Genomic DNA, 22,801 nt, shown 5'->3' on the forward strand with positions numbered 1-22,801 from the left:
TTTGTGCCTCCCGGGCGACGTCTGTAATGTTCTGTTCACCGGCGCGGGGTGGAGCAGCTCGGTAGCTCGCTGGGCTCATAACCCAGAGGTCGCAGGTTCAAATCCTGCCCCCGCTACAAGTAAGAAACCGCCGCTGACCTGAGGAATGAGGTCAGCGGCGGTTTCTGGTTTTAGGGCCGTGCCACGAACGTGCCACGAAGCTCTGGCCGATGCCGGCAGCCGTGGCGCCGTGCCACGAGATTCCTCGGATACGCTCGACTCTGCCGATGAGCGGTCATGGCTCAGGTCGGCTCCTCACCCCACCACGGTTCAGTCACGACCACCTGGTGCTGGTCCTGCAAAGCAGAGCGGACCTCGCCGAGTAAACGCTTGCCTTCGCTCAGCCAAGCCTCGTCGCCCGAGCCTTCGATAGGCACCTTGTCTTCCGAGTAGGCCGTGTTCCAAGCGGTCAGCCTCGCCACGAGGTCGTCACCCATCGATAGCGCTGCCAGGTCTGCGGGCTTGCGCGACGAAGGCCCTAGTTGTCTTTTATGAAGCCCGTCGTCGGGTCGACCATGGCGAGGAAATCCCGAACGTATTGCCGGTGGGCCTCTCGTGACGGGTCGTTGCCCCGTGGCTCGCAGGCGTCTACGCCGCTGGTTGAGCAGTGATGCCGCCAGCGGCCCACGTATCGGGCTCCCTCGGCCGCCGTTGTAGCTGCGACGCGGGTTCGATGACTCGAACGGTCAGCGCGGTCGCCAGCGCTTCCACAGGGCCGTGGCCCGGCTGCGGTCGCGGCCGTCCCAGGCGAGCACGACCTCGACGGTCATCTCCGCCTCGGTGGCCGACACGACGCTCGCGCTGAGCTCGACGGCGTGCTCGAGCGGCGCGGGCCGCAGGTAGGAGACGTCGAGCCCGGCGGTCACGTAGGGCAGGGCGGCGCCCGGGAGCGGCGGCCAGCCGCGCTCGTGCGCCTCGTGCGTGACCACCGCCGCCGAGTGGCAGTCGAGCAGGGTCGCGATGATGCCGCCGTTGAGGTAGCCGAGACCGTTGTCGTGGTGCGGCGACGGGGTGAACCGGGCGACCGCCCGGCCGTCGCCGTCGGCGAAGCTGCGCAGGTGGAGACCGTCGGCATTGGCCGGGCCGCACCCGAAGCAGCGCAGCTCCGGGAAGTAGACGTCCTGCAGGGACCTGTCGGGTGCCATAGGTGACCTCGCTGTCGTGGACGGGCCGGTGCGACCCACACAGACTCGACCATGTGCGCCGGCCATCACAAGGTCGAGGGGGCGGCCGAAAGAGCCGCCGGTCCGGGCGTCGAGTGGGTGGCGCTCAGACGGCGGCTTCCTCGAGCCACTGTGCGACGGTGCGTGGCGAGAGTCCCAGGAGGCGCTGGGCCGAGGGCTCCTCGTCGATCACTTCGGAGGCCTGGGTCTGACGCCACACGTAGGAGTCGATGACGGGGCGAGCGCCCTGCTCGCCGAACATCGGGATGATCTGTCGTCCGAACTCCTCGGGGTCCTGTGCCTCGAACACGACGGGCGTCTCGAAGTACGTGCTGAAACCATCGGCGAGGTCGCTTCCGAGCAGCGCAGGCAGCGCACCGATCGTGACGCGTCCGGTGACCGACGCGTCGGTGAGGAGCCGGACGGCGGCGTCCGCGACGTCGAGGTGCGAGACCCACGACAGTGGGTAGTCGGCTCGCACGGGGTAACGCAGCACTCCCTCGGAGCGCGCCGGTCCCAGGACCGGGGGCAGCAGCAGGTTCTCCAGGAACAGCTTGGGCTCGAGGATCGCGTACGAGGCGCCTGAGGACTCCAGCGCTGCGGCGAGGATCGCGGGTCCGCTGTCTGCCTCGAGCGTGTAGCCGCTGGTGGACATCACGACGCGGCGGACACCGGCCTGAGCCAGGGCGATCGCCACGTTGCTGGCCACCTCGGACTGGTGCTGGGGGCTGCCGACGGGGACGTGGACGAAGACGCCGGACGCGTCGCGGTAAGCCGAGACGAGGGAGTCGACCGAGCTGTAGTCGACCGCGACTGCCGCGCCGACGATCGAGGAAGGGTCACGGACCGCAGCGGTGGCGTCGTGGCCGGTGGCGCGCAGAGCAGAGAGGACAGGAGAGCCTTGAGCGCCGGAGGCGCCGTGGACGAGATAGGTCATGCGGCCATTAGTGCATCTACTACATCGGTTACGTCAACTGCAGTAATGGCATATCGTGCGAATCGTGACGATCAACAAGGTCTGCGTGCCCGAGTGCGGAGTTTCCCGCTTCCTGATGCTCCTCGACGGCCCATGGGCCACCCTGGTCGTGCGGGAGTTGATGCACGGACCGCTGCGCTTCACCGAGCTGATGCAGGCCCTGCCGGGCATCAGCGCACACACGCTCACCAGCCGCTTGCGTCGCTTCGAGACCCACGGCCTGGTGACCCGCACGGCGTACGCCGAGATCCCGCCGCGAGTCGTCTACGAGCTCACCCCCGTGGGCCTGGAACTTCGAGGCGTCCTCGAAGCCATGAACGCTTGGGCCCTCAACGTGCCCGAGCCAGTTTTCGAAGCAGCGATGCAGGACGACGGCCCGCCGCAGCGCCTCGCGGTCAACTTCGCTCGCACCGCGGCACTCGCCAGTCCGCAGCCCTGACCCTCCCGTCCCAGGCGGAGAGACCGAGATGCGGCGTCCGTGCAAGCCGTCATCAGCCCACGTCCGCGAGCAGGACCAGCTCTAGACGGCCTCACACCACGACGCTCCCGCTCGAGCAGCGCAGCTAGCTCGAGACCGCGATAGTCCTGAGCGAATCGGACTTGATCGTGGAGGACGCAGTGCGCGGTACGGCGTAGTCCGGCGGATGCCTTCAACCGTCCGACCATGCCGCCCTGCCGGCTCCGCCCGACCATGCCGCACAGCGGGCGCTTCTCCATCCGACTCAGCCCGCAACGGACGTTCGCTGGCACGTTCGTGGCACAGCCGACGCAGCGGCCCGAGTCGGGCAAGCTGACCTGCGGCTTTGCAGCTCGCGGGCAGTTGCTCAGTCGGCGTCGCGGGACAGCCACTCCGCGGAATCAGCTTGTGAAGCGTTGTCACCGTCGGTGGGCGCCAGGCGTTCGTACATCGTCATCAGTTCGCGCGTCTCGGCCTCATAGCCTGGCTTACCAAGGTTTCGGAATGGTGATCGGTCCGCCCCGGGCGGGTTGAACCGGTAGGCAGCGTTCGACAGGGGCCGACCGTCGAGCCCGTGCGCGAGTGACGCACGCATGCGCGCTCCCAAGCGCCGCAGGTAGGCAGGGGTCTCGGGGTCCGCGTCGAGCCAGTCCAGGTCCTCAGGTCTCACTGGTTCTAGGCCGCGCTCCTGTTCGTCTTGGCGCTTGCCCTCGATGTGCTCGCCCAGGCGAAGCTGCCAACCGATCTGGTGCACCTGCCCGATGATCTCGCGCAGTGACTGCGCATCGGCCACGTCAGTTGGGGCCATCGCCTCGCCGTTGCGGCTCAAGCCAACGTAGAAACCGCGCTGCTTGGACTTGTCCTGACGCCGCGCCCACGACTTGATGGCGCCTAGGACCGCCGCATTCTCGTCAGGGTTCGGCGCTTCGGTCCCGAACCAGTAGGGCTCATGCAGGAGGAAGCGGTGAACCGTCTCTAGCTTGCGCTCGTGACTTGCCCACAGCTCGTCTAGCTCGTCGCACCGGAACGGCTCACCCTCGGGCAAGCTCGTCATCAGTAGGCGGCGCTCGTGGACTGCGACCGCCTTCCCGGATTCCTCCAATCCCAGGATCGCTAGCGATCTGGCAAGCGCCACGTGTCCTAGGTCCAGGACGGCTAGTGCCGATGTGAGCAGCGCATCGGCATTCGCCAGCAGAGCGTCCTGCAAACGCAAGACCTGAGCCGGCGTGAGGTCGGGCAATCTCCGAACGGCCATGGGTCATTGTGGCGCTGCGGCGCCGGTAGCTAGCACGTTCGTGGCACAACAACGCCCCGACACGCATTGCTGCAGGTCGGGGCGCATCGCGGGCAGGCTGTGGACCTGCGCCGGCCGCTAAACGGCTGGCGCGCTGGCCAGGTCGGCCTCCCAGCGCTCAGACAGGGTCGGACGGACACCCAGCCCCGCTCCCGCGAGATCGACTCCACTCAGTCCTGAGCCACCGGTGCTGCGGTGTACTCGGCGTCGGTGACGGGCTGGAGCCAGTGGACGACGTCATGCTGGTCGTCGCCCTCGTTGAGGGCCAGGTGCACCATGAGCCGGTTCGGGGCGGCGCCGTGCCAGTGCTCCTCGCCGGCCTCGAACAGGACACGATCGCCGGGTCGGATGATCTCGACCGGTCCGCCGCGGCGCTGGCACAGGCCGACGCCCTCGGTGACGAAGACGGTCTGGCTCAGCGGGTGACGGTGCCAGTGGGTGCGCGCCCCGGGCATGAAGTGGACCAGGTTGGCGGTGACGCGTGACGGGGACGGTGCGGCGGCGACGGAGTCGATGTAGACGTCGCCGGTGAACCAGTCAGCCGGGCCTCGGGCGGTGTCGATCGAGCTGCGGGTGATCTGCATCAGGTTCCTTCTACGTGTTCGTGGAGCGGTGGTCGAGAGGGGTCTGCGGGTGCTGCCCAGGAGGCGAGCAGACGGAGACGCTGGGCCGAGGGGGAGTCAGGTTCGGCCGTGTAGACCATGAGCACCAGCCCAGGCTCAGCGGTGATGGCGAGCTCCTCGTAGGCGAGGGTCAGCTCGCCGACGACCGGGTGCTGGAAGCGCTTGGTGCCGGCACCGTGGGAGCGGACGTTGTGGTCGGCCCACAGGTGACGGAAGGTCTCGCTCTGGGTGGCGATCTCTCCGACGAGGTCCTGCAGTCCCCGGTCGTGGGGGTCTCGGCCCGCCTCGGCGCGCATGATCCCCACACACATCTGGGCGAACAGCTCCCAGTCGGGGTAGAAGTCGCGGGAGGCGGGGTCGAGGAACTGGAAACGGGCGAGGTTGGGAATCCGCCCGCCGTCGCCGATGACGGGCGAGTAGAACGCACGACCGAGCGCGTTCGTGGCGAGCAGGTTCTGGTGGGGGTCGCGCACGAACGCGACGCCGTCGGTGATCGCCTCCAGCGCCCACTGCAGGCTCAGTCGCGAGGCGGCCTTGCCCGGCGTACGACGGCGTGCGCGTCCCGAGGTCGGGATGCCGTCGGCGGCGCGCGCCAGGTCCAGCAGGTGGGCGCGTTCGGTCTCATCGAGCTGCAGGGCGCGAGCCAGGGCGTCGAGGACGCCGGTGGAGGCGCCGGTGATCTGCCCGCGCTCGAGCCGGGCGTAGTACTCGACGCTCAGACCCGCCAGGGCGGCGACCTCGCTGCGGCGTAGTCCGGGCACGCGCCGAGTGCCGGTGATCGGGAGGCCGACCTGGTCCGGGGTGATCCGAGCGCGGCGTGTGGTGAGGAACTCACGCACCTCCTGGCGCACGTCATGGGGCTGGTCCACGTCATCGAGCCTAAGCCGCTCCCGGCGCGGAGGAGAGCCACGAGGGATGCCCTGTCAGTACACCTCTCGACAGTGACTTCCAGCGGATCAGGACAGCAGGTTCACTCGACGTCGTGGCGCAGCGTCGGTGCCACCACCACGTGAACAGAAGCAACGAACACAAGCAACGAAGAGGAGTGCGCCGCGATGCGTCAAGTAGTCATGCACGGTCCCGGGGACGTCCGGGTCGAGAACCGCGAGGACCCGAAGATCACCGAGCCCACGGATGCGATCCTCCGCCTGACGGCGACCTGCATCTGCGGCAGCGACCTGTGGCCCTACCGGGGAGCTGAGCCCGTCGACCACCAGGTGATGGGCCACGAGTACGTCGGCGTCGTCGAGGAGATCGGGGCCGATGTCCGCACCATCAAGGTCGGTGACTTCGTCGTCGGTTCCTTCTGGGCATCCGACAACACCTGTGAGATCTGCCTGGCCGGCTACCAGGCGTACTGCACGCACCGCGTCATGATGGGCACGCTCGGCACGCAGTCCGAGCTGGCCCGCATCCCCCTCGCCGACGGCACCCTGGTCGCGACTCCGGGGATGCCGGAGCCGGACCTCATCCCGTCCCTGATGGCAGCCTCCGACGTGCTCGGGACCGGCTGGTTCGCCGCCGTCGCGGCTGAGGCGGGACCGGGCAAGACCGTGGCGGTCGTCGGTGACGGCGCGGTGGGGTTGCTCGCGATCCTGGCGGCCCACGAGCTCCGTGCCGAGCGGATCATCGCGTTCAGCCGCCATGCCGACCGTCAGGCACTGGCGCGCGAGTTCGGTGCCACCGACATCGTCGAGGAGCGCGGCGAGGCCGGTGTCGCCAGGCTCAAGGAGCTCACGGACGGACTCGGCGCACACTCGGTCATCGAGGCGGTCGGCACCCAGGAGGCCATGATGCAGGCGATCCACTCCACCCGCCCCGGCGGGCACGTCGGGTTCGTCGGGGTCTCCCACGACATCGCCGTCCCCGGCGACGAGCTCTTCATGGCCGGGGTGCACCTCCACGGGGGTCCCGCCCCGGTGCGGCGCTTCCTGCCCGAGCTGATCCAGCTGATCTGGGACCGCACGATCGACCCCGGCAAGGTCTTCGACCTCACCCTCCCGCTCGAGAGGGCCGCCGAGGGGTACCGGGCCATGGACCAGCGCACGGCGACCAAGGTCCTGCTCACGCTGTGATCGCGATCCCGATGTCGAGAACACTGGGGGCGGTGGTGCTCTCCACCGCCATCGCAGTGACCGGCGAGGGTTGCGGCCGTCCCGAGCCCGGCGACGACACGCGCCCGCAAACTGCGCCTGCCAGCAACAGCCCAACGACGTCCCTGAACACGGAGAGCACCGCCTCGGCCAAGGAAGAGGAGAGCAGGATGAGGATCCAGATCACCATCGGCGGGCAGCGCTTCCAGTCCACCCTCGCCGAGAGCTCGGCCGCCCGGGACCTGGTCGCTCAGCTGCCCGTGACCATCGACATGATGGACCACGGCAACGTGGAGAAGACCGGGCCGCTCCCGTCGCCGCTCTCCCTGGCCGGTCAGCCCGAGGGCGCGGACCCCGACGTGGGTGACCTGGGCTACTACGCCCCTGGCAACGACCTCGTCCTCTACTACGGCGATCAGTCCTACTATCCGGGCATTGTGGTCCTCGGCAGGCTGGACGGCGACGCCGCTCAGCGGATCTCCGAGCTGGACGGCCCGGTCACGGCGATCGTCGAGGTACAGGGTGACTGAGATGGACCTTCAGGACTTCCTCGACCACGTGAACCGCGAGGCGCTGATCGAAGGGGGCTCAGCAGAACACCTCTTCATGCACGGCGCAGCCCAAGACGCCCTGCGGATCACCGCCGACCTCAACACCGGCTACCGCACACCCGCGGAGGTGCGACACCTGCTGGCAGAGCTCACCGGCAAGGACATCGACGAGTCGGTCGCCCTCTTCCCGCCGTTCTACAGCGAGTTCGGCAAGAACTTGACCCTCGGGAAGGATGTCTTCATCAACATCGGCTGCCGTTTCCAGGACACCGGCGGCATCACCATCGGCGACGGCACACTCATCGGCCACGGCAGCACGCTGACCACCCTGAACCACAGCGTCGATCCTGCGCGGCGCGCAGACATGGTCCCAGCGCCGATCGTGATCGGTCGCCAGGTCTGGCTCGGTGCCTCCGTGACAGTCGTCCCTGGTGTCACGATCGGAGACGGTGCGATCGTGGCTGCCGGCGCAGTGGTCACCACGGACGTAGCGGCCCACACGATCGTCGGCGGCGTCCCGGCGAAGCTCATCAGAGGGACTGGTGACGACGCCGCCCCAGGCTGAGCCAGGGTCTCGACCGTACGGGCGTAGGCATGTCCGCGCCACGTGCTTCGATCCAGCGATGAGTACCGGGTGGCAGATGCCCTGGCAGGTGCCTTGCGCAGCGGGGGAGTGGCGACGGTCACCGGGACGAGCGCAGGTGTGCGCAGTCCCCCCGCTACAACGCCAAGTGGCCCTCACGGCTCGCTGTGAGGGCCTCTTGCTGTCTGCGGACGTCCCGTCCCGGGGCGTGCGACCATGACGTGGTGGAGATCCGCCGTACAGCGCTCGGGATCGTCGGGTCGGCCCTGCTGCTCGCGGGGTGCGGCACGTCGACGGGTGCGACGTACGCGCCGCCCTTCGAGCTGCCGGTGGGGTCGAGCACCTGGGACGCCACGGCGCCCTCGTGGCTCCACGACGGCACGCTGCACGTGGGGGAGAGCAGCGTGCGGCTGGGGCGGCAGGTCGACCAGTACGTGCTGGGCGCGACGGGGGCCTACTGGATGCGCGGGTCGACGCTGATGTTCACCAGCGCGGAGGGCGCGACCCAGCGCGTCGAGGACGTCGGCTGGGGCAACCTCGCGGTGTCGGCGGACCGCTCGGTCCTCGCCACGGTCGACCAGTCGCGCGGGCCCACCGACGACTACGGCACCCACGTGCTCCAGGTCGCCGCCTTCGACACCCGCACCGGCGAGCAGCTCTACCGCACACCCGACGAGGAGCCCGACAGCGGCGACGACCTGGCCGACCTCTACGGCGAGATCATGCCGCTGCTGCGCGGGGTCAGCGACGAGCGGCTCTTCTACGACGACGCGACCATCGACCTCGCCGACGGCTCCAGCACGGAGGCCGGCGAGGCCCCGCTGGGGGTCCCCGCCTTCGAGGGCCTCGACGAGACCGTCTTCGCCGACGGCTACCACGTGGACGTGCGGGGCGCGGGCCGCACCCGGCTCCCGGGGCGGGCCACGGACTTCAGCACCGGCCGGCTCTCGCCGGACCGCACCGTCCTCCTCGACGTCGGGGTCTGGCCCACACCCGCGGTGGCCTACGACGCCCAGACGGGCGAGCGCCGCGAGATCGACGCGCCTTGGCGGCACGTCGCCCTGGTGGCCTTCAGCGACGAGGACACCTTCTTCGGCGTCGCGCAGCAGATCCGTCCGCGCCACGTCCTGGACCCGCTGCGGGCCCAGCAGGTCGTCTCCTGTGAGGTGGTGACGCTGGCGTGCGCGCCGGTCAGCCCGGTGGTGCGCACCGACGACGACGCGTCGGGCCGCTGGCCCACCTTCCTCACCGAGGGCGACAGCGTCGGGGGGATGTGACCGGGGCCGGCACTGGCCCCTTGGGGTGGGCGGACGGCGCGGCCCCGGGTGGTTGGGTGGAGGCATGCGCATCTTCTTCACCGGCGGCAGCGGCAAGGCCGGACACCACGTGGCCCCCTACCTCGCGGCCCAGGGCCACCAGGTCACCAACGCCGACCTCACCCCGCTCGGGCACCCCGACGTCACCGACCTGCGGGTCGACCTCACCGACGCGGGGGAGACCTACTCCGCGATGGCCGGCGTGCCGACGCAGGCCGACTTCGACGACCCCGACCTCGACCTGACCCGCGGCTCGGCCTACGACGCGGTCGTGCACTACGCGGCGATCCCGGCGCCGATGATCCGCGCCGACGCGGCGACGTACGAGATCAACGTGCTCAGCACCTACCACGTGCTCGAGGCCGCGACCCGGCTCGGCATCCGCAAGGTCGTCTTCGCCTCCTCGGAGACGACGTACGGGATCTGCTTCGCCCAGGGCGAGCGCAAGCCGCTCTACGTGCCCGTCGACGAGGAGCACCCGGTCGTGCCGGAGGACTCCTACGCGATGTCGAAGGTCTCCGGCGAGGTCACCGCGCGCTCCTTCCACGCCCGCACCGGCGCCGACATCTACGGCCTGCGGATCAACAACGTCATCGAGCCCCACGAGTACGCCGAGATGTTCCCGGCCTTCCTCGAGGACCCCGCGCTGCGCCGGCGCAACGTCTTCGCCTACATCGACACCCGCGACCTGGGCCAGATGACCCAGCGCTGCCTGGAGACCGACGGGCTCGGCTTCGAGGTCTTCAACGTCGCCAACGCCGACATGTCGGTCGCCGCGACCACCGACGAGGTGATCGAGCGCTTCTACGCCGGCGTCGAGGTGCGCAAGGAGATGGGCCGCGACGAGACCTTCTACTCCATCGACAAGGCCCGCCGGATGCTCGGCTACGAGCCGGAGCACTCCTGGCGCGACGTGCTCGACGACCCGCGCGCCTGAGGCCGGGGGAGCCGGGGGGTGCGGGCAGGAGGTCAGCGCACCACCCCCACAGATGCGCGGACCAGACGCAGCAGGTCGTCGACGGCACTGGCCCCGACGCCGGTGCGGAACCGCGTGAGCTCGGCTTCCAGCGTGCCGACCTGGGGCGGCGGGTCGCCCGCCAGGTCGGCGACCTCCTGCACGAGGGACCGGCAGGTGATGCCGACGCCGAGGAGGACATCGGCGAGCAGGCGGTCCAGGCCGGCTGAGGGGTCCTGGAGCGTCGACCAGTCCGCGGCGACCTCCTGGGCGCACGCCGCCACCTGCTCCGCCCGCGCGGCGGTGGGGTCGGCCAGACGCGACTCGACGTAGGCGGTGAGCTTGTCCGCGGCGTAGGTCGTGGCGAGCGTGGTCGTCGTCTGTGCGACGAGCACCGCTGCCGGGCTCCCCGAGCCGATCACCCAGCTGCCCGGCGGGAGGACGACACCCGTCCCGTCGACCTCGCTCTCCGGCGCGGTCGCACGGAGGATCGCCAGGTCGACCGCGCCCGGGAACGAGGTCGGCTGCGGGTGGTGTGCCTCCTCCAGCGCGGAGCCGAGGGCCGGGGTGAGGTCGAGGGCGAGACCGGAGACGTTGATGATCAGGACCCGGTCGCGCTCCGGGGTGACGCACACGTCGACGACCGCGGCCGTCCAGTTCGGCGGTGCGACGTCCTGGGTGAACTCGGCGTAGGGGCAGCTCATCGCCGCCACGGGCGGAGTGACGACCGTGCCGGTGAAACCCCCGTCGGGCTCGGTCATCCCGCAGGCGACCAGCAGCCACAGCGCCACGGCTCCCACGGGAGCAGAGAAGGAGCTTTGCCGCGTCCGTGCTGCCGACCCGGGTCGCGCGGGCCGCTGCTGGTCGGACCCCTCGCTCATGCCGACCGCTCGACGGGCGGACCGTTGCGGTCCCGTCGGCCGAGAGCGAGCCCCTGCAGGCCCCAGTAGAGGAAGAACGGCACGATGGCCGCGATCTCCACCACCAGCACCGTGTGGTCCCACTGGTCCTTCACGACGTAGACGAGGCCGCAGGCCGCCAGCCCGAGCAGGGTGAGCCAGAGGACGACCCAGAACTCGTTGCCGAGCAGACCGGGCCACCGCGCGAAGGGCCCCCGGGTGAAGGGCCACCGCGTGCTCGGTCCCATCCACATCGCGAACGGCACCATGGAGGCGATGAGCATGGTCACCATGAGCGCCGCGGACGTCAGGTGGGCCCGGTCGTAGAAGAGCTGCCGCGTGCCGTCGTCGAACCAGACGAGCAGCCCCGCCGCGCCGAAGACGGTGGTGGTCGCGGCGCTGAAGATCGACGAGTGGCGCTCGCGGGGCTCGCCGTGTCGCATCGTCCAGGCCCTGCGCGTCAGGTAGGCGCACAGGATGAGCCAGACGGGGATCGCGGTGAGGACGTTGAAGGCGATGATCTCGTGGTTGTCGGGGATGACGTCATCGAGCATGCGTGAGGTGCAGTAGGGCGCGATGCAGGTGTCGCTGGCGGTCACCGGCGTGGGCAGGAGGGCGACGAAGGGCGCCAGAGCCCCCGCCGTGTTCATCAGCGCGTCCTCCCACGGCGTCCGACCCTGGATCACCACGAGGAGCACGCCCAGGGCGATGAGCACTCCGACGAACACCGTGTGCACGTCGGTGTAGTAGTACGCACTGATCGAGGTCATCGGCAGGGCGAGTCCGCTGTCCAGCCAGGCCGTGGCGATGGCCACCGCCAGCCACACGAGCAGCACCGGCATGCTCCAGCGCAGGACGTAGTACGTCTGCCCGAAGACGTCGTGCGAGGGGCGCCACCGTGGCTGCGGCCCCGGCGAGCGGGTGCCGGAGGCATGAGCGGGTGTGTGGCGGTGTGGAGCGGTCGTGGCGGTCATGTCGGCCCCTTCGGACGACGCGATGGCGAGGACCGCGGCGCGCGGTGCGCCGCGTGCGGGGCGTCGGCGGAGCGCCGGTGTCGTGGAGGACGCGGGGGTCGGGACCGGCACGGGGCCCCTCGACCGTCGCCCAGCATGACGGCGTCGGTCGACGCGCACCACGGTCGAACGACCCTGTCGGGCTCCTCGCGGCCCCGTGCGCCCGGGCGATCGCTGGACCTGTCGGCCCGGACCCGCACCTGTCGGCCCGTGCGTGGGCCGACAGGTGCGGGTTTCACCGGTCGGCTGGCGAAACCCGCGGCCGCGCGGCCCCACCCTGGATGCCGCAGGGGTCCGGCGGGTGGCCTAGATTGCGGCCCTGTGAGTGCTCAAGCCCCGTCCGCAGTCATCCTGGTCCGCGCCGCGAAGTTCCTGCCCAACCCGGCGACGGCGGCCGACAACGCCTTCCAGTCCGAGGCCCCCGAGGGCGAGCCCGACGAGGTGATCTCGGCCCGGGCGGTGGCCGAGATGGACGCGGTGGCCGACGCGCTGCGCGGGGCCGGGGTGCGGGTGCACGTCTTCGAGGACGACGACCACACCCGACCCGACAGCGTCTTCCCCAACAACTGGCTCTCCACCCACGCCGGCGGCGTGGTGGGGGTCTACCCGATGTACGCCTCCAACCGTCGTCACGAGCGGCGCTCCGACGTGCTGGAGATGCTGAAGTCGAGCTACCGGGTGCAGACGATCATCGACTACTCCGGCCTCGAGCCCGACGGCATCTTCCTCGAGGGCACCGGCGCGATGGTGCTCGACCACGTCTCGCGGGTGGCCTACACCGCGGTCAGCCACCGCGCCGACACCCACGTGCTCGAGCGCTTCTGCACCGACTTCGGCTACGAGCCGATGGCCTTCGACGCCGTGGACTCCGCGGGCGTGCCGGTCTACCACACCAACGTCATCGCCTGCATCGGCACCGACGTGGCCCTCATCGCGCTCGAGATGATCCCCGACGTCGCGCGCCGCGAGCAGGTGCGCGAGCGGCTCACGGTCAACGGCCGGCGCGTGGTGGAGCTGACCGAGGAGCAGGTCAGGGAGTTCGCCGGCAACGCCGTCGAGTTGTGCGGTCGCACCCCCGAGGGCCGGCGGCGCTACGTGATGGCCATGTCGGCGCGGGCGCGGCGCAGCCTGCGCCCCGAGCAGGTCGCGGCGATCGAGGAGTCCTGCGAGATCGTCGCGGTCGACATCCCGACCATCGAGCTGGCCGGCGGGTCGGTGCGCTGCATGATCGCCGGGGTCCACCTCGACCGCCGTCCGCCCGGGGTGGAGACCGAGCCGACCGCCGCGGTCGAGGCGATCGACGAGGACCCCCACACCGCCGACGGCCGCGACGTGGCCGGTGACGCCTGAGCGGATCCGACTCCGGCCTCACTCCAGGGGGCGCAGCTCCTCGGCGTAGGACAGCGAGACCCGGCGCAGGACGCCGGCGTCGCTCACGGCGTACTGCCCCATGCGCCACAGCGGCGGGCTGTAGGCGTGCACCGAGACCGAGCCGCGCTCGGCGCCGTTGAGCCGGTGGATGTGGTCGGGGCCGAAGGAGAAGACCCGCCCGGCGCCGACGCGGGTCTCCAGGGCGCCGGCGGCGAGGGTGAGGTTGTTCTCGACCAGCTCGCCGCTGACCACCGCGACCGCGCCGGAGGAGGTGTCGTGGTCGTGCCAGCCGGTGTCGTTGTCGGGGGTCCAGCACAGCAGCCACACGTCGACGTGGGCGTCGCGGTGCAGGGAGGCGAAGACCCGCTCGTCGTCGTCGAAGCCCACCAGGTGGGCCCACGAGGCGGGGTCGGCGGCGATCCCCGCGGCCAGGCGGGCCAGCTCGTCGGGCGTCAGGTCACGCCCGGGGAGGTCGGTCAGCGCGAGCGGGTCGCGCACGACGTCGGGGATCGCGGCGGCGTCCTGGGCGGGCAGCGGCCGGTCGGTCGGCAGTGCGGTCATGACGGGCCCTCCTGGGGTCGGTGGTGGCGGGGGTCGGGATCGGGGTCGGGATCGGGGGCGGCACCGGCGGCCGGGGCGGGACCTCGCGGGCCGAGCAGGCGCCGCGGGTTGACGACGCGTACGGCGTGGGTGGCCGCGTCGCCCAGCAGGTGGGCCAGGGGCTCGGCGTAGGGCCGGTCGGAGCCGAGCACCAGCGTGTCGACGCCCAGCGCGCGCACCACGGCGTCGAGCGCACGCGGGCCGTAGGAGGAGGTGTCGACGAAGAGGTCGGGGTCGACCGGGGCGGGGTCCCCGCCGCGGGCGGCGTGGCGCTCGTGGTGCAGCGGTGCGAGGCCCGCGGCGGCCACGAGCACGACGCGCAGGCCGGGGTGCCGGGCACGCACGGCGGCGGCGTGCCAGGCCCACCACGCGGCGTGCAGCTGGGCGGTGTAGTCGACCACCGGGGCCCACCAGCCCGGCGCGTCGGCGGGGGAGGCCGCGACCGGGCCGGGGTGGACGAGCACCGGCCGGTCGGCGGCCGCGGCCACCGCGAGCACGTCGTCGAGACGGTCCCAGCCCTGCGGGGTGCCCAGCGAGGTCGCCGGCAGCTGCACCCCGACGAACCCGCCCGCACGGGGAGCCAGCCGGGCGGCGAGGTCCTCGAGGTCGGGGTCGACGTCGGCGACCGAGGCCCACGCGGCGAAGTGGCCCGGCAGGGCGGCCGCCCCGTCGTGCCACGCGGCGAGCAGCTCGTCGGCCTCGGGCCGGGGCAGCGACTCGACGCCCAGCGGCGCGGAGAGCGACACGCAGGCCAGGCCGGTGCCCGCGGCCCGGTCGGCCGCGACGCGGCTCGCCACGTCGTGGTCCGCGGCGCGCACGTCGTACGGCGCCTCGGCGGCGGTGTGGAGGGTCCAGCCGCGCAGGTAGGGCGGGCGGGAGCGGGCGCGGAGCCGGTCGAGGAGGGGCTCAGGCCACAGGTGCTGGTGCACGTCGACGGCCGGCGGCACGGCGCTGCTCGGCACGGCGCTGGTCGGCTCGGCCGGGCGCTGGACTGGGGGCACGACGACTCCTCGGGCGGGTGGGCGACCCAAAGTAGACCAGATGACTCGACTTAAGGGGAGGTGGTCCGCGTGTCGGTCGGGAACAGGGCGGCCGCCCGAGTCGTTGAAAGTTGCATGAAGAAGATCGGGTTCCTGTCCTTCGGTCACTGGACGCCCTCGCCGCAGTCGCAGACGCGGTCGGCCTCCGACGTGCTGCTGCAGTCCATCGACCTCGCCGTGGCCGCCGAGGAGCTCGGCGCCGACGGCGCCTACTTCCGGGTGCACCACTTCGCCCGCCAGCTCGCCTCGCCCTTCCCGCTGCTGGCCGCCGTGGGGGCGCGCACCAGCCGCATCGAGATCGGCACCGGCGTCATCGACATGCGCTACGAGAACCCGCTCTACATGGCCGAGGACGCCGGCTCCGCCGACCTCATCTCCGGCGGCAGGCTCCAGCTCGGCGTGAGCCGCGGCTCACCGGAGCAGGTCGTCGACGGCTACCGCTACTTCGGCTACCAGCCCCGCGAGGGCCAGGACCACGCCGACCTCGCGCGTGAGCACACCGCCGTGCTGCTCCGGGTGCTCGAGGGGGAGGGCTTCGCCGAGCCCAACCCGCGACCGATGTTCCCCAACCCGCCCGGGCTGCTGCGCCTCGAGCCCCACTCCGAGGGGCTGCGCGAGCGCATCTGGTGGGGCGCGGGCACGCGCCAGACCGCCGAGTGGACCGCCCAGCAGGGCATGAACCTGATGAGCTCGACCCTGCTCAGCGAGGACACCGGCGTGCCCTTCCACGAGCTCCAGGCCGAGCAGATCGAGCGCTTCCGCAAGGCGTGGGCCGACGCGGGCTACGACCGCACCCCGCGCGTCTCGGTGAGCCGCAGCATCTTCCCGATCGTCTCCGACCTCGATCGCGCCTACTTCGGCGGCCAGGGCTCCGGCGGCGACCAGGTCGGCTTCCTCGACGGCGGCAAGGCGCGCTTCGGCAAGACCTACGCCGGGGAGCCCGACCGGCTGGTCGAGGAGCTGGCGCGCGACGAGGCGGTCGCGGCCGCCGACACGCTGCTGCTCACGATCCCCAACCAGCTCGGCGTGGACTACTGCGCCCACGTGCTCGACACGCTGCTCACCGAGGTCGCCCCCGCGCTCGGCTGGCGCTGAGGAGGCGGGCGGACGGGCCCCGGCGGTCCTGGGGCGGCGTGGGAACCGACCCGGGAGCGGCCGCGTCGGAGAGGCTGGCGACCACGCCGCCCTACTCGAGGAGAGCGATGACCCGCACCCGCGCCACCGTCCCCCGTCCGATCGCGGCCCTGGCCGCCCTCGCCGCCGCCGGCCTGCTGGCCGGGTGCGGCGACGGCGGGAGCGAGCAGGCCACCGACCCGGCGCCGGCCCCGTCGGCGACCTCCGGCGCGTCGCCGGGCCCGGGCGAGGTCCCCGAGCAGGTCGAGGTCGACGCGCCCCCGGCCGGTGAGCTCGACCCGGAGCTGACCCTCGACGGCGACGCCCTGGTGCTCACGACCTACGGCAGCAGCGGCTGCCCGGCCGAGGTCACCGCCGTGCGCGCGCTCGACTCCGACACCCTGGAGGTCGACGTCGACGCCACGGTGCCGAAGGGGCAGCTGTGCACCGCCGACCTCGGACCGAACCCGAGCCCGCTCGAGCTGCCCGAGGGCGTCGCGGCCGCCGCCGTGGTCGATGCCGTCGTGACCACCGTCGAGGACGCCGGCAGCAGCACGGTGCTGGTGACCCTCGGCGCTGGCGCGCCGGCGCCGGGGGAGTAGGACCGCCGCGCCTCTCAACCTTTCCGGGGGTCGGGGCGTAGGAAGGTCGTGAGGACAGCGACCGACGAGGCGGGGAGGCCCGTGGACCCCGTGGATGCCGTGGAGCCCGTGCACGGGGCCGGCTTCGCCCTGCTCTTCCACGCCGAGGCCCGCCGCCTGGTGCGTCTCGCGGCCCTGCTGGGCGCCGAGGACCCGGAGGACGTCGTGCAGGAGGCCTTCTGCCGCGTCTACGCCTGCCGCGCCCGGCTCCACGACGACGACCGGCTGCGCGCCTACCTCAAGCGTGCCGTCGTCAACGAGGTGCGCGACCGCCACCGGCACCGCCAGGTCGTCCGTCGCGACCGGCACCTCGTCGCCACGCGTGAGGTCGCCGCCGACCCCCTCGGCGTCGCCGAGCGCGACGAGGTCGTCCGCGCGATCGCCGCCCTCCCGCACCGCCAGCGCGAGGCCCTGGTGCTGCGCTTCTGGCTCGACCTGCCGCTGGCCGAGGTCGCCGAGACCATGGGCACGCGGCTCGGGACGGCGAAGTCGCACGTCTCCCGCGCCCTCGCGGCGGTCGAGGCCCACCTGCGGGCCGACTCGCACGACGGCGCAGCCACCCCCGAGGACCACGACGGAGGCCGCCGATGAGCACCGAGGACCGGGTGCGCGGCGCGCTCGAGCACGCCGCCGAGGCCCGCGACGTCGACGTCGCCGCCCTCCACGCAGCCGTCAGGGACGAGCTGACCCGACGCGAGCGTGCCTGGCGCACGCCGCGCCGGGCCGCGCGGACCCGGGTGACCTGGGTGGCCGGACTGTCGGGCGTCGGGCTGGCCGGGGCGCTGGGTGCGGCGCTGCTGGCCGGCCTGCCCGTGCTGCCCGGCGACGCCGACCGGGGTGTCGACCCCGGCGAGCGCCCCGCCGGGCGCGGGGGTGTGGCCGAGGGCTTCGCCTGCCCCGCGCAGGAGAGCGTCGACCTCGGACCCGGCAGCGCCGACGACTCCTTCCTGCCCGAGCTCACCGACGACCTCCGTCCCGCCGGCGAGGCGACCGCGGCGCCCCGGTGGGAGGTGGCCGAGGGTCCGGACGGCACCACCCTGCTCCGCCTCGGCGACGCCGGCGGCGCCCTGGCCAGCGTGGTGACCTTCCGTGCCTCGGGCTCCGGCTTCCGGCCGGTCTCCGTGGAGCGGTGCGTCGACGTGGGCGACGGCTCGCGGCTGCTCACCCCCGGTCTGCCCGACTCGCCCGGCCTGCTCAGCGCGGCCGACGTGGGGGAGGGGGCGGTGAGGGTGGTCGACCGTGCCAGCTACGACACCGTGGGGCTGGTGAAGCGGCACACGGTGTGGGCCGTGCCCTGCGGCCGGAGCGTCTGCCTGGTCGCGGGCAGCAGGGGCGACACGATCACCCGCTCACGGCTGCGCCCCGACGACCCCACCCCGCTCGACCGCACTTCGCAGCTCAGCGACCCCGACGACGTGGTCGGGCGGGCCTCGGCGCAGCGCCTGGTCGTGGTCTACGACGGCCAGGGTGCGGTGACCGGCGTGACGTGGCGAGACCGCGCGGGCGCGACCACGACGGTCGACCCGGTGCGGGCGGCGACGTGGCCGGGAGTCCTCTACGTGTTCCTCGCCCCGACCGACGACCTCGCCGCCGTCACCGTGTCCTCACCCGACGGCGACGTCGTGCACCCCGCGGGGAGCGTCGAGCCGTGAGGCCTCAGCGCGCCCGCAGGTGGTCGGCCAGGTCCACCAGCGAGGTGACGGTGAGGTCGGCGGGAGCGGCGTACGCCGGGTAGCGCGAGCCGCGCCGGTCGACCCACGCCGTGCGCAGGCCCGCGCGCCGGGCGCCGTCGACGTCCCACGGGTGGACCGCCGCGAGCAGGGCCTCGCCGGCGTCGCCGACACCGCAGGCGTCGAGGGCGTGCCCGTAGGCGCGGCGGTCGGGCTTCCAGGCGGGGGCGTCGTCGACCGACAGCGTGCGCTCGACCAGGTGGGCCACACCGGCGCGCCCGAGCAGGGCCTCGGCGGTGGCGGCGGGGCCGTTGCTCAGGGTGACGACTCGGGTGCCGAGACCGGCGAGGGCGCGGATCCCGTCGGCCACGTCGGGGTGCGGCGGGAGTCCGCGCACCGCCTCCAGCACCTGCTCGGCCGTCGCGTCGGGGTCGGCGACCCGGCCGTGGGCGCGCACCAGCAGCGACTCGCGGGCCAGCTCGCCGAACGACGGGTGCGCCCCGGCGGCGGTGAGGGCGAAGGCGTCGCGCAGCAGACCCGCGAACCACGGCTCGGCCTCGTGCTCCTGCAGCCCGGCGGCGGCGAACGCCGCGCCGAGCGGGGAGAGGTCGGACAGCGTCTCGTTGACGTCGAGGACCACGAGGGTGGGGAGCGGGGGGAGGGACACGGGGGTCTCCTGGATCAGGTGGCGGGTCGGGTGGCGGGGCAGGTGGCGGGTCGGGTGGTGGGTCAGGTGGCGGGGGAGTGCAGGCGGCGCCCGGCGGCGTGGAGCAGCGGCACGGCGCGGGCGACGAGGTCGTCGGTCATGCGGGTGACCGGCCCCGACACCGACACCGCCATCCACGAGGTGGGTCCGGGGCCGACCGCGACGGCGACGCAGCGCACCCCGGCCTCCTGCTCCTGCTCGTCGAGGGCGTAGCCGCGCTCGCGCACCAGGGCGAGGTCGGCGAGCAGGTCGGCCTCGGTGGCCAGGGTGTGCTCGGTCTGCGGGGCCAGGCCCACCCGCCGCACGTGCTCCAGCGCCCGGTCGTCGTCGAGCTGGGCCAGCAGGGCCTTGCCCACCCCGGTGGAGTGGAGGTCGACCTGGCGACCGACCTCGGTGAACATGCGCATGGTGTGGCGTGAGGGCACCTGGGCGACGTACTGCGCCCGGGAGCCCGAGAGCACGGCGAGGTTGGCGGTCTCGCCGAGGGCGTCGACGAGCCCGGAGAGCACGCCCTCGGTGTCGACGCCGACGGTGGAGCCGGCGGTGGCGCCGAGCGGCACGAGCCGGAAGCCGAGCGCGTAGCGACGATTGGGCATCTGGCGCATGTAGCCGCGGTCGACCAGGGTGCGCAGCAGGCGGTGCGTCGTGGGCACGGGCAGGTCGGTCGCGGCGGCGATCTCACCGATGGTCAGGTGCCCGCCGCGGCCCGCCACGACCTCGAGGAGATCCAGGGCCCGGTGCACCGACTGCACCCCGCCCTGCTTGCCGGTCTGCTGGTCCTGCCGCTCGCGGTCCTCCGGTGTCGCCACGACGGTCTCCCTCCGGGTGGTTGACATCACACAGGCGCACTGCCTAGTTTCGTGATGAGAACCAAGCGTTCCACAATGCGGAAAAACTGACAAGAGTGCTCTTATCGGGCACTCCGGCGAGACGGACGACGAGGGAGCGGCATGGCGGACGAGACCAGCGGGCAGACAGGTCACCGGGGCGGACGGGTCGAGGTCGGCGGCCTCAGTGTCGCCGAGAGCCTCCACCGGTTCCTCACCGAGGAGGCGCTGCCGGCGGCCGGGGTCGACCCCGACGCGTTCTGGAAGGGCGCCGGCGAGGTCGTCCACGAGCTGGCCCCCCGCACCCGCGAGCTCCTCGCGCGCCGCGACGAGCTGCAGGCGCAGGTCGACCAGTGGCACCGCGACCACCCCGGCACCCCCGACGCCGAGGCCTACACCGCCTTCCTCACCGAGATCGGCTACCTGCTGCCCGAGCCCGAGACGGTCGAGGTGACCACCTCCGGCGTCGACGACGAGGTCGCGCTCACCGCCGGCCCCCAGCTGGTCGTGCCGCTGCTCAACGCCCGCTTCGCCACCAACGCCGTCAACGCCCGCTGGGGCTCCCTCTACGACGCCCTCTACGGCAGCGACGCCGTCCCCCGCGAGGGCGACCTCGCGCCGGGCGGGGAGTACAACACCGTGCGCGGCGACGAGGTCATCGCCCGCGGTCGCGCCCTGCTCGACGCGCACTTCCCCCTCAGCGGCGGGTCGCACGTCGACGCCACCTCCTACGCGGTGGACGGTGACGGGCTGGCCGTCACCGTCGGCGGCGGCGAGGTGCTCCGCCTGGCCGAGCCGGCCCAGCTGGTCGGCCACCGCGGCGAGGCCTCGGCACCCGAGGCCGTCCTGCTGGTGCACCACGGCCTCCACGTGGAGGTCCAGGTCGACGCCGGGGACGCCGTCGGCGCGACCGACCGGGCCGGGGTCAAGGACCTGCTGCTGGAGTCGGCGGTCTCCACGATCATGGACCTCGAGGACTCCGTGGCCGCGGTCGACGCCGAGGACAAGGTCGTCGGCTACCGCAACTGGATGCGGCTGATGGACGGCACCCTGGCCGAGGAGGTCACCAAGGGCGGGCGCACCTTCACCCGCGCCATGAACCCCGACCGCACCTACACCGGACCCGACGGCGGCGAGGTCGTGCTGCCGGGCCGCTCGCTGCTCTTCATCCGCCAGGTCGGACACCTGATGACGTCCGACGCCGTGCTCGACCGCGAGGGCCGCGAGGTGCCCGAGGGCATCCTCGACGCCCTGGTCTGCGCGGTCGGCAGCATGCGCGACCTGAGTGGGCGGTCTCAGCTGGCCAACTCCCGCACCGGCTCGATGTACGTCGTGAAGCCGAAGATGCACGGCCCCGACGAGGTGCGCCTGACCGTCGACCTCTTCGAGCGCGTCGAGCGCGTGCTCGGCCTCGAGCCGCTGAGCATCAAGGTCGGCATCATGGACGAGGAGCGGCGCACCACCCTCAACCTCAAGGCCTGCATCGAGGTCGCCCGCGAGCGCGTGGTCTTCATCAACACCGGCTTCCTCGACCGCACCGGCGACGAGATCCACACCTCGATGCTCGCCGGGCCCGTCGTGCGCAAGAACGACATGAAGGGCGAGACCTGGATCACGGCCTACGAGGACAACAACGTCGACGTAGGCCTGGAGTGCGGCCTGCTCGGCCACGGCCAGATCGGCAAGGGCATGTGGGCCGCCCCCGACAGCCTGGCGGCGATGCTCGAGGCCAAGGTGGGTCACCCGCAGGCCGGCGCGAGCTGCGCCTGGGTGCCCTCGCCGACCGCCGCCACGCTCCACGCCCTGCACTACCACCAGGTCGACGTGCGCGCCCGCCAGGAGGAGCTGCGCGCCGGCGGCCGCCGCTCCAGCCGCGCCGACCTGCTCACCGTGCCCCTCGGCGACCCCGCCGGCTGGCGCGCGGAGGACCGCCAGGCCGAGATCGACAACAACATCCAGAGCCTGCTGGGCTACGTCGTGCGCTGGGTCGACGCCGGCGTCGGCTGCTCCAAGGTGCCCGACATCACCGGCGAGCCGCTGATGGAGGACCGCGCCACCTGCCGGATCTCCGCCCAGCACGTCGCCAACTGGCTGCACCACGGGGTGGTCAGCGCCGAGCAGGTCGACGAGACCCTGCGCCGCATGGCCGCCGTGGTCGACGAACAGAACGCCTCCGACCCGACCTACACGCCCATGGCGCCCGACTTCGACGGCGAGGCGTTCCTCGCCGCCCGCGAGCTGGTCACCGAGGGCCTGGCCCAGCCCAGCGGCTACACCGAGCCGATCCTCCACCGCCGCCGCGCCGCCCGGAAGGCGCAGGCCGCCACCCCCACGACGCAGGAGAGCACCCGATGAGCCTGGACCTGGACACCGCCCGCCGCATCGTCGCCGGCACCCGCGCGCACGCCGCCGAGGCCGGCTTCAAGCCGATGACCGTCGTCGTGCTCGACGCCGGCGGCCACGTGGTCGCCGTCGAGCGCGAGGACGGCTCCTCGATGGGCCGCTTCGAGATCGGTTTCGGCAAGGCCCACGGCGCCCTGGCCCTGGGCATGGGCTCGCGCTCGATCATGGCGCGCGCCGAGCAGCAGGCCTACTTCGTCGCCGCGGTCACCTCCGCGGTCGGCGGGGCGCTGGTGCCCGTGCCCGGCGGGGTGCTGGTGCGCGACGCCGACGGCGCGCTCCTCGGCGCCGTCGGGGTCACCGGCGACACCTCCGACAACGACGAGGCCGCCGCGGTCGCCGGCATCGAGGGTGCGGGCCTCACCGCCCAGCCCGACTGAGGTCGCCGGCGCACCGGCGCCCGGCCCACCCCGGCCCACCCCACAGCGGCACCCAGCGGCACCCAGCAGGCACCCCCCAGCAGCACACGAG

Annotated in this window: 25 protein-coding genes and 1 tRNA gene; 14 read left to right on the forward strand and 12 right to left on the reverse strand. The window is 72.4% G+C overall.

What is annotated here, in order from left to right; all coding sequences use genetic code 11:
* Positions 1–42 precede the first annotated feature (42 nt).
* Positions 43–116, forward strand: a tRNA-Met gene (locus ASF47_RS10990).
* Between the two features lie 165 nt (positions 117–281).
* On the opposite strand, the gene ASF47_RS10995 is transcribed toward ASF47_RS10990, so the two are convergent.
* The 3 genes from ASF47_RS10995 to ASF47_RS11005 all read right to left on the reverse strand — a co-directional run bounded on the left by ASF47_RS10995 (position 282) and on the right by ASF47_RS11005 (position 2,139).
* Positions 282–476 (reverse strand): hypothetical protein, encoded by a 195-nt coding sequence (locus tag ASF47_RS10995; protein WP_056864021.1) that lies wholly within the window; start codon positions 474–476, stop codon positions 282–284.
* A 249-nt stretch (positions 477–725) separates the two neighbouring features.
* A complete protein-coding gene (locus tag ASF47_RS11000) occupies positions 726–1,184 on the reverse strand; it encodes a PaaI family thioesterase (RefSeq protein ID WP_056864022.1) in 459 nt (152 codons plus the stop codon).
* Between the two features lie 124 nt (positions 1,185–1,308).
* Complete coding sequence (locus tag ASF47_RS11005; protein WP_056864023.1) at positions 1,309–2,139, reverse strand: SDR family oxidoreductase; 831 nt, start codon at positions 2,137–2,139, stop codon at positions 1,309–1,311.
* 64 nt (positions 2,140–2,203) lie between these two features.
* Here ASF47_RS11005 and ASF47_RS11010 point away from each other — a divergent pair, with 64 nt between their 5' ends.
* Positions 2,204–2,617: a winged helix-turn-helix transcriptional regulator gene (locus tag ASF47_RS11010; RefSeq protein WP_200919040.1), complete on the forward strand. Its 414-nt coding sequence runs from the start codon at positions 2,204–2,206 to the stop codon at positions 2,615–2,617.
* Between the two features lie 385 nt (positions 2,618–3,002).
* Here the strand turns inward: ASF47_RS11010 and ASF47_RS11015 are convergent, their stop codons facing one another.
* From ASF47_RS11015 to ASF47_RS11025, 3 genes are all read right to left on the reverse strand, one after another.
* Positions 3,003–3,890 (reverse strand): AbiV family abortive infection protein, encoded by an 888-nt coding sequence (locus tag ASF47_RS11015; protein WP_056864024.1) that lies wholly within the window; start codon positions 3,888–3,890, stop codon positions 3,003–3,005.
* Positions 3,891–4,099: 209 nt separating this feature from the next.
* Positions 4,100–4,513, reverse strand: coding sequence for a (R)-mandelonitrile lyase (locus ASF47_RS11020; protein ID WP_056864025.1), 414 nt, complete (start codon positions 4,511–4,513; stop codon positions 4,100–4,102).
* The gene (locus ASF47_RS11025) at positions 4,513–5,421 is read right to left on the reverse strand and encodes a helix-turn-helix transcriptional regulator (RefSeq protein ID WP_056864026.1); all 909 of its coding nucleotides are present in this window, start codon (positions 5,419–5,421) and stop codon (positions 4,513–4,515) included. Before ASF47_RS11025 ends, ASF47_RS11020 begins: the two co-directional genes overlap by 1 nt.
* 186 nt (positions 5,422–5,607) lie before the next feature.
* Between ASF47_RS11025 and ASF47_RS11030 the strand changes: the two genes are divergently transcribed.
* From ASF47_RS11030 to ASF47_RS11050, 5 genes are all read left to right on the forward strand, one after another.
* Positions 5,608–6,627 carry a zinc-dependent alcohol dehydrogenase family protein gene (locus ASF47_RS11030; RefSeq protein WP_082500211.1) on the forward strand — a complete coding sequence of 340 codons (1,020 nt, stop codon included), beginning with the start codon at positions 5,608–5,610 and terminating at the stop codon, positions 6,625–6,627.
* A gap of 32 nt (positions 6,628–6,659) precedes the next feature.
* The gene (locus ASF47_RS11035) at positions 6,660–7,175 is read left to right on the forward strand and encodes a cyclophilin-like fold protein (protein WP_235558720.1); all 516 of its coding nucleotides are present in this window, start codon (positions 6,660–6,662) and stop codon (positions 7,173–7,175) included.
* 1 nt (position 7,176) lies between these two features.
* Positions 7,177–7,761, forward strand: a complete 585-nt coding sequence (locus ASF47_RS11040) for a DapH/DapD/GlmU-related protein (protein WP_056864028.1) — start codon at positions 7,177–7,179, stop codon at positions 7,759–7,761.
* 242 nt (positions 7,762–8,003) lie between these two features.
* The gene (locus ASF47_RS11045; protein ID WP_056864029.1) at positions 8,004–9,056 is read left to right on the forward strand and encodes a hypothetical protein; all 1,053 of its coding nucleotides are present in this window, start codon (positions 8,004–8,006) and stop codon (positions 9,054–9,056) included.
* A gap of 64 nt (positions 9,057–9,120) precedes the next feature.
* Positions 9,121–10,032 (forward strand): NAD-dependent epimerase/dehydratase family protein, encoded by a 912-nt coding sequence (locus ASF47_RS11050; protein ID WP_056864030.1) that lies wholly within the window; start codon positions 9,121–9,123, stop codon positions 10,030–10,032.
* Positions 10,033–10,064: 32 nt separating this feature from the next.
* Here ASF47_RS11050 and ASF47_RS11055 read toward each other — a convergent pair whose 3' ends face one another.
* Both ASF47_RS11055 and ASF47_RS11060 read right to left on the reverse strand, forming a co-directional pair.
* Entirely contained in the window at positions 10,065–10,850 is a 786-nt protein-coding gene (locus ASF47_RS11055) for a hypothetical protein (protein WP_156697857.1), read from the reverse strand.
* A 77-nt stretch (positions 10,851–10,927) separates the two neighbouring features.
* Positions 10,928–11,923: a hypothetical protein gene (locus ASF47_RS11060; RefSeq protein ID WP_156697858.1), complete on the reverse strand. Its 996-nt coding sequence runs from the start codon at positions 11,921–11,923 to the stop codon at positions 10,928–10,930.
* Between the two features lie 360 nt (positions 11,924–12,283).
* On the opposite strand from ASF47_RS11060, the gene ctlX reads away from it, so the two are divergent.
* Complete coding sequence (ctlX, locus tag ASF47_RS11065; protein WP_056864033.1) at positions 12,284–13,312, forward strand: citrulline utilization hydrolase CtlX; 1,029 nt, start codon at positions 12,284–12,286, stop codon at positions 13,310–13,312.
* Between the two features lie 18 nt (positions 13,313–13,330).
* On the opposite strand, the gene ASF47_RS11070 is transcribed toward ctlX, so the two are convergent.
* Both ASF47_RS11070 and ASF47_RS11075 read right to left on the reverse strand, forming a co-directional pair.
* Entirely contained in the window at positions 13,331–13,894 is a 564-nt protein-coding gene (locus ASF47_RS11070) for a cysteine dioxygenase (RefSeq protein WP_056864034.1), read from the reverse strand.
* Positions 13,891–14,934, reverse strand: a complete 1,044-nt coding sequence (locus ASF47_RS11075; RefSeq protein WP_200919042.1) for an amidohydrolase — start codon at positions 14,932–14,934, stop codon at positions 13,891–13,893. The genes ASF47_RS11070 and ASF47_RS11075 overlap by 4 nt, the downstream gene beginning before the upstream one ends.
* 114 nt (positions 14,935–15,048) lie before the next feature.
* Between ASF47_RS11075 and ASF47_RS11080 the strand changes: the two genes are divergently transcribed.
* The 4 genes from ASF47_RS11080 (at position 15,049) to ASF47_RS11095 (ending at position 18,379) form a co-directional block, all read left to right on the forward strand.
* Entirely contained in the window at positions 15,049–16,068 is a 1,020-nt protein-coding gene (locus tag ASF47_RS11080) for an LLM class flavin-dependent oxidoreductase (protein WP_056864035.1), read from the forward strand.
* A gap of 107 nt (positions 16,069–16,175) precedes the next feature.
* Complete coding sequence (locus tag ASF47_RS11085) at positions 16,176–16,688, forward strand: hypothetical protein (protein ID WP_056864036.1); 513 nt, start codon at positions 16,176–16,178, stop codon at positions 16,686–16,688.
* Between the two features lie 48 nt (positions 16,689–16,736).
* A complete protein-coding gene (locus ASF47_RS11090; RefSeq protein ID WP_082500212.1) occupies positions 16,737–17,318 on the forward strand; it encodes an RNA polymerase sigma factor in 582 nt (193 codons plus the stop codon).
* Entirely contained in the window at positions 17,315–18,379 is a 1,065-nt protein-coding gene (locus ASF47_RS11095; RefSeq protein WP_056864038.1) for a hypothetical protein, read from the forward strand. Before ASF47_RS11090 ends, ASF47_RS11095 begins: the two co-directional genes overlap by 4 nt.
* A gap of 4 nt (positions 18,380–18,383) precedes the next feature.
* Here ASF47_RS11095 and ASF47_RS11100 read toward each other — a convergent pair whose 3' ends face one another.
* Complete coding sequence (locus tag ASF47_RS11100; RefSeq protein ID WP_056864039.1) at positions 18,384–19,064, reverse strand: haloacid dehalogenase type II; 681 nt, start codon at positions 19,062–19,064, stop codon at positions 18,384–18,386.
* A gap of 62 nt (positions 19,065–19,126) precedes the next feature.
* Positions 19,127–19,912, reverse strand: a complete 786-nt coding sequence (locus tag ASF47_RS11105) for an IclR family transcriptional regulator (RefSeq protein WP_228942538.1) — start codon at positions 19,910–19,912, stop codon at positions 19,127–19,129.
* A 141-nt stretch (positions 19,913–20,053) separates the two neighbouring features.
* Here ASF47_RS11105 and ASF47_RS11110 point away from each other — a divergent pair, with 141 nt between their 5' ends.
* Both ASF47_RS11110 and ASF47_RS11115 read left to right on the forward strand, forming a co-directional pair.
* Entirely contained in the window at positions 20,054–22,285 is a 2,232-nt protein-coding gene (locus ASF47_RS11110) for a malate synthase G (protein WP_056864041.1), read from the forward strand.
* Complete coding sequence (locus ASF47_RS11115; RefSeq protein WP_056864042.1) at positions 22,282–22,710, forward strand: GlcG/HbpS family heme-binding protein; 429 nt, start codon at positions 22,282–22,284, stop codon at positions 22,708–22,710. The genes ASF47_RS11110 and ASF47_RS11115 overlap by 4 nt, the downstream gene beginning before the upstream one ends.
* Positions 22,711–22,801 lie beyond the last annotated feature (91 nt).

It is taken from the genome of Nocardioides sp. Leaf285 (genome assembly GCF_001422955.1).
Taxonomy (GTDB): Bacteria; Actinomycetota; Actinomycetes; order Propionibacteriales; family Nocardioidaceae; genus Nocardioides; species Nocardioides kribbensis.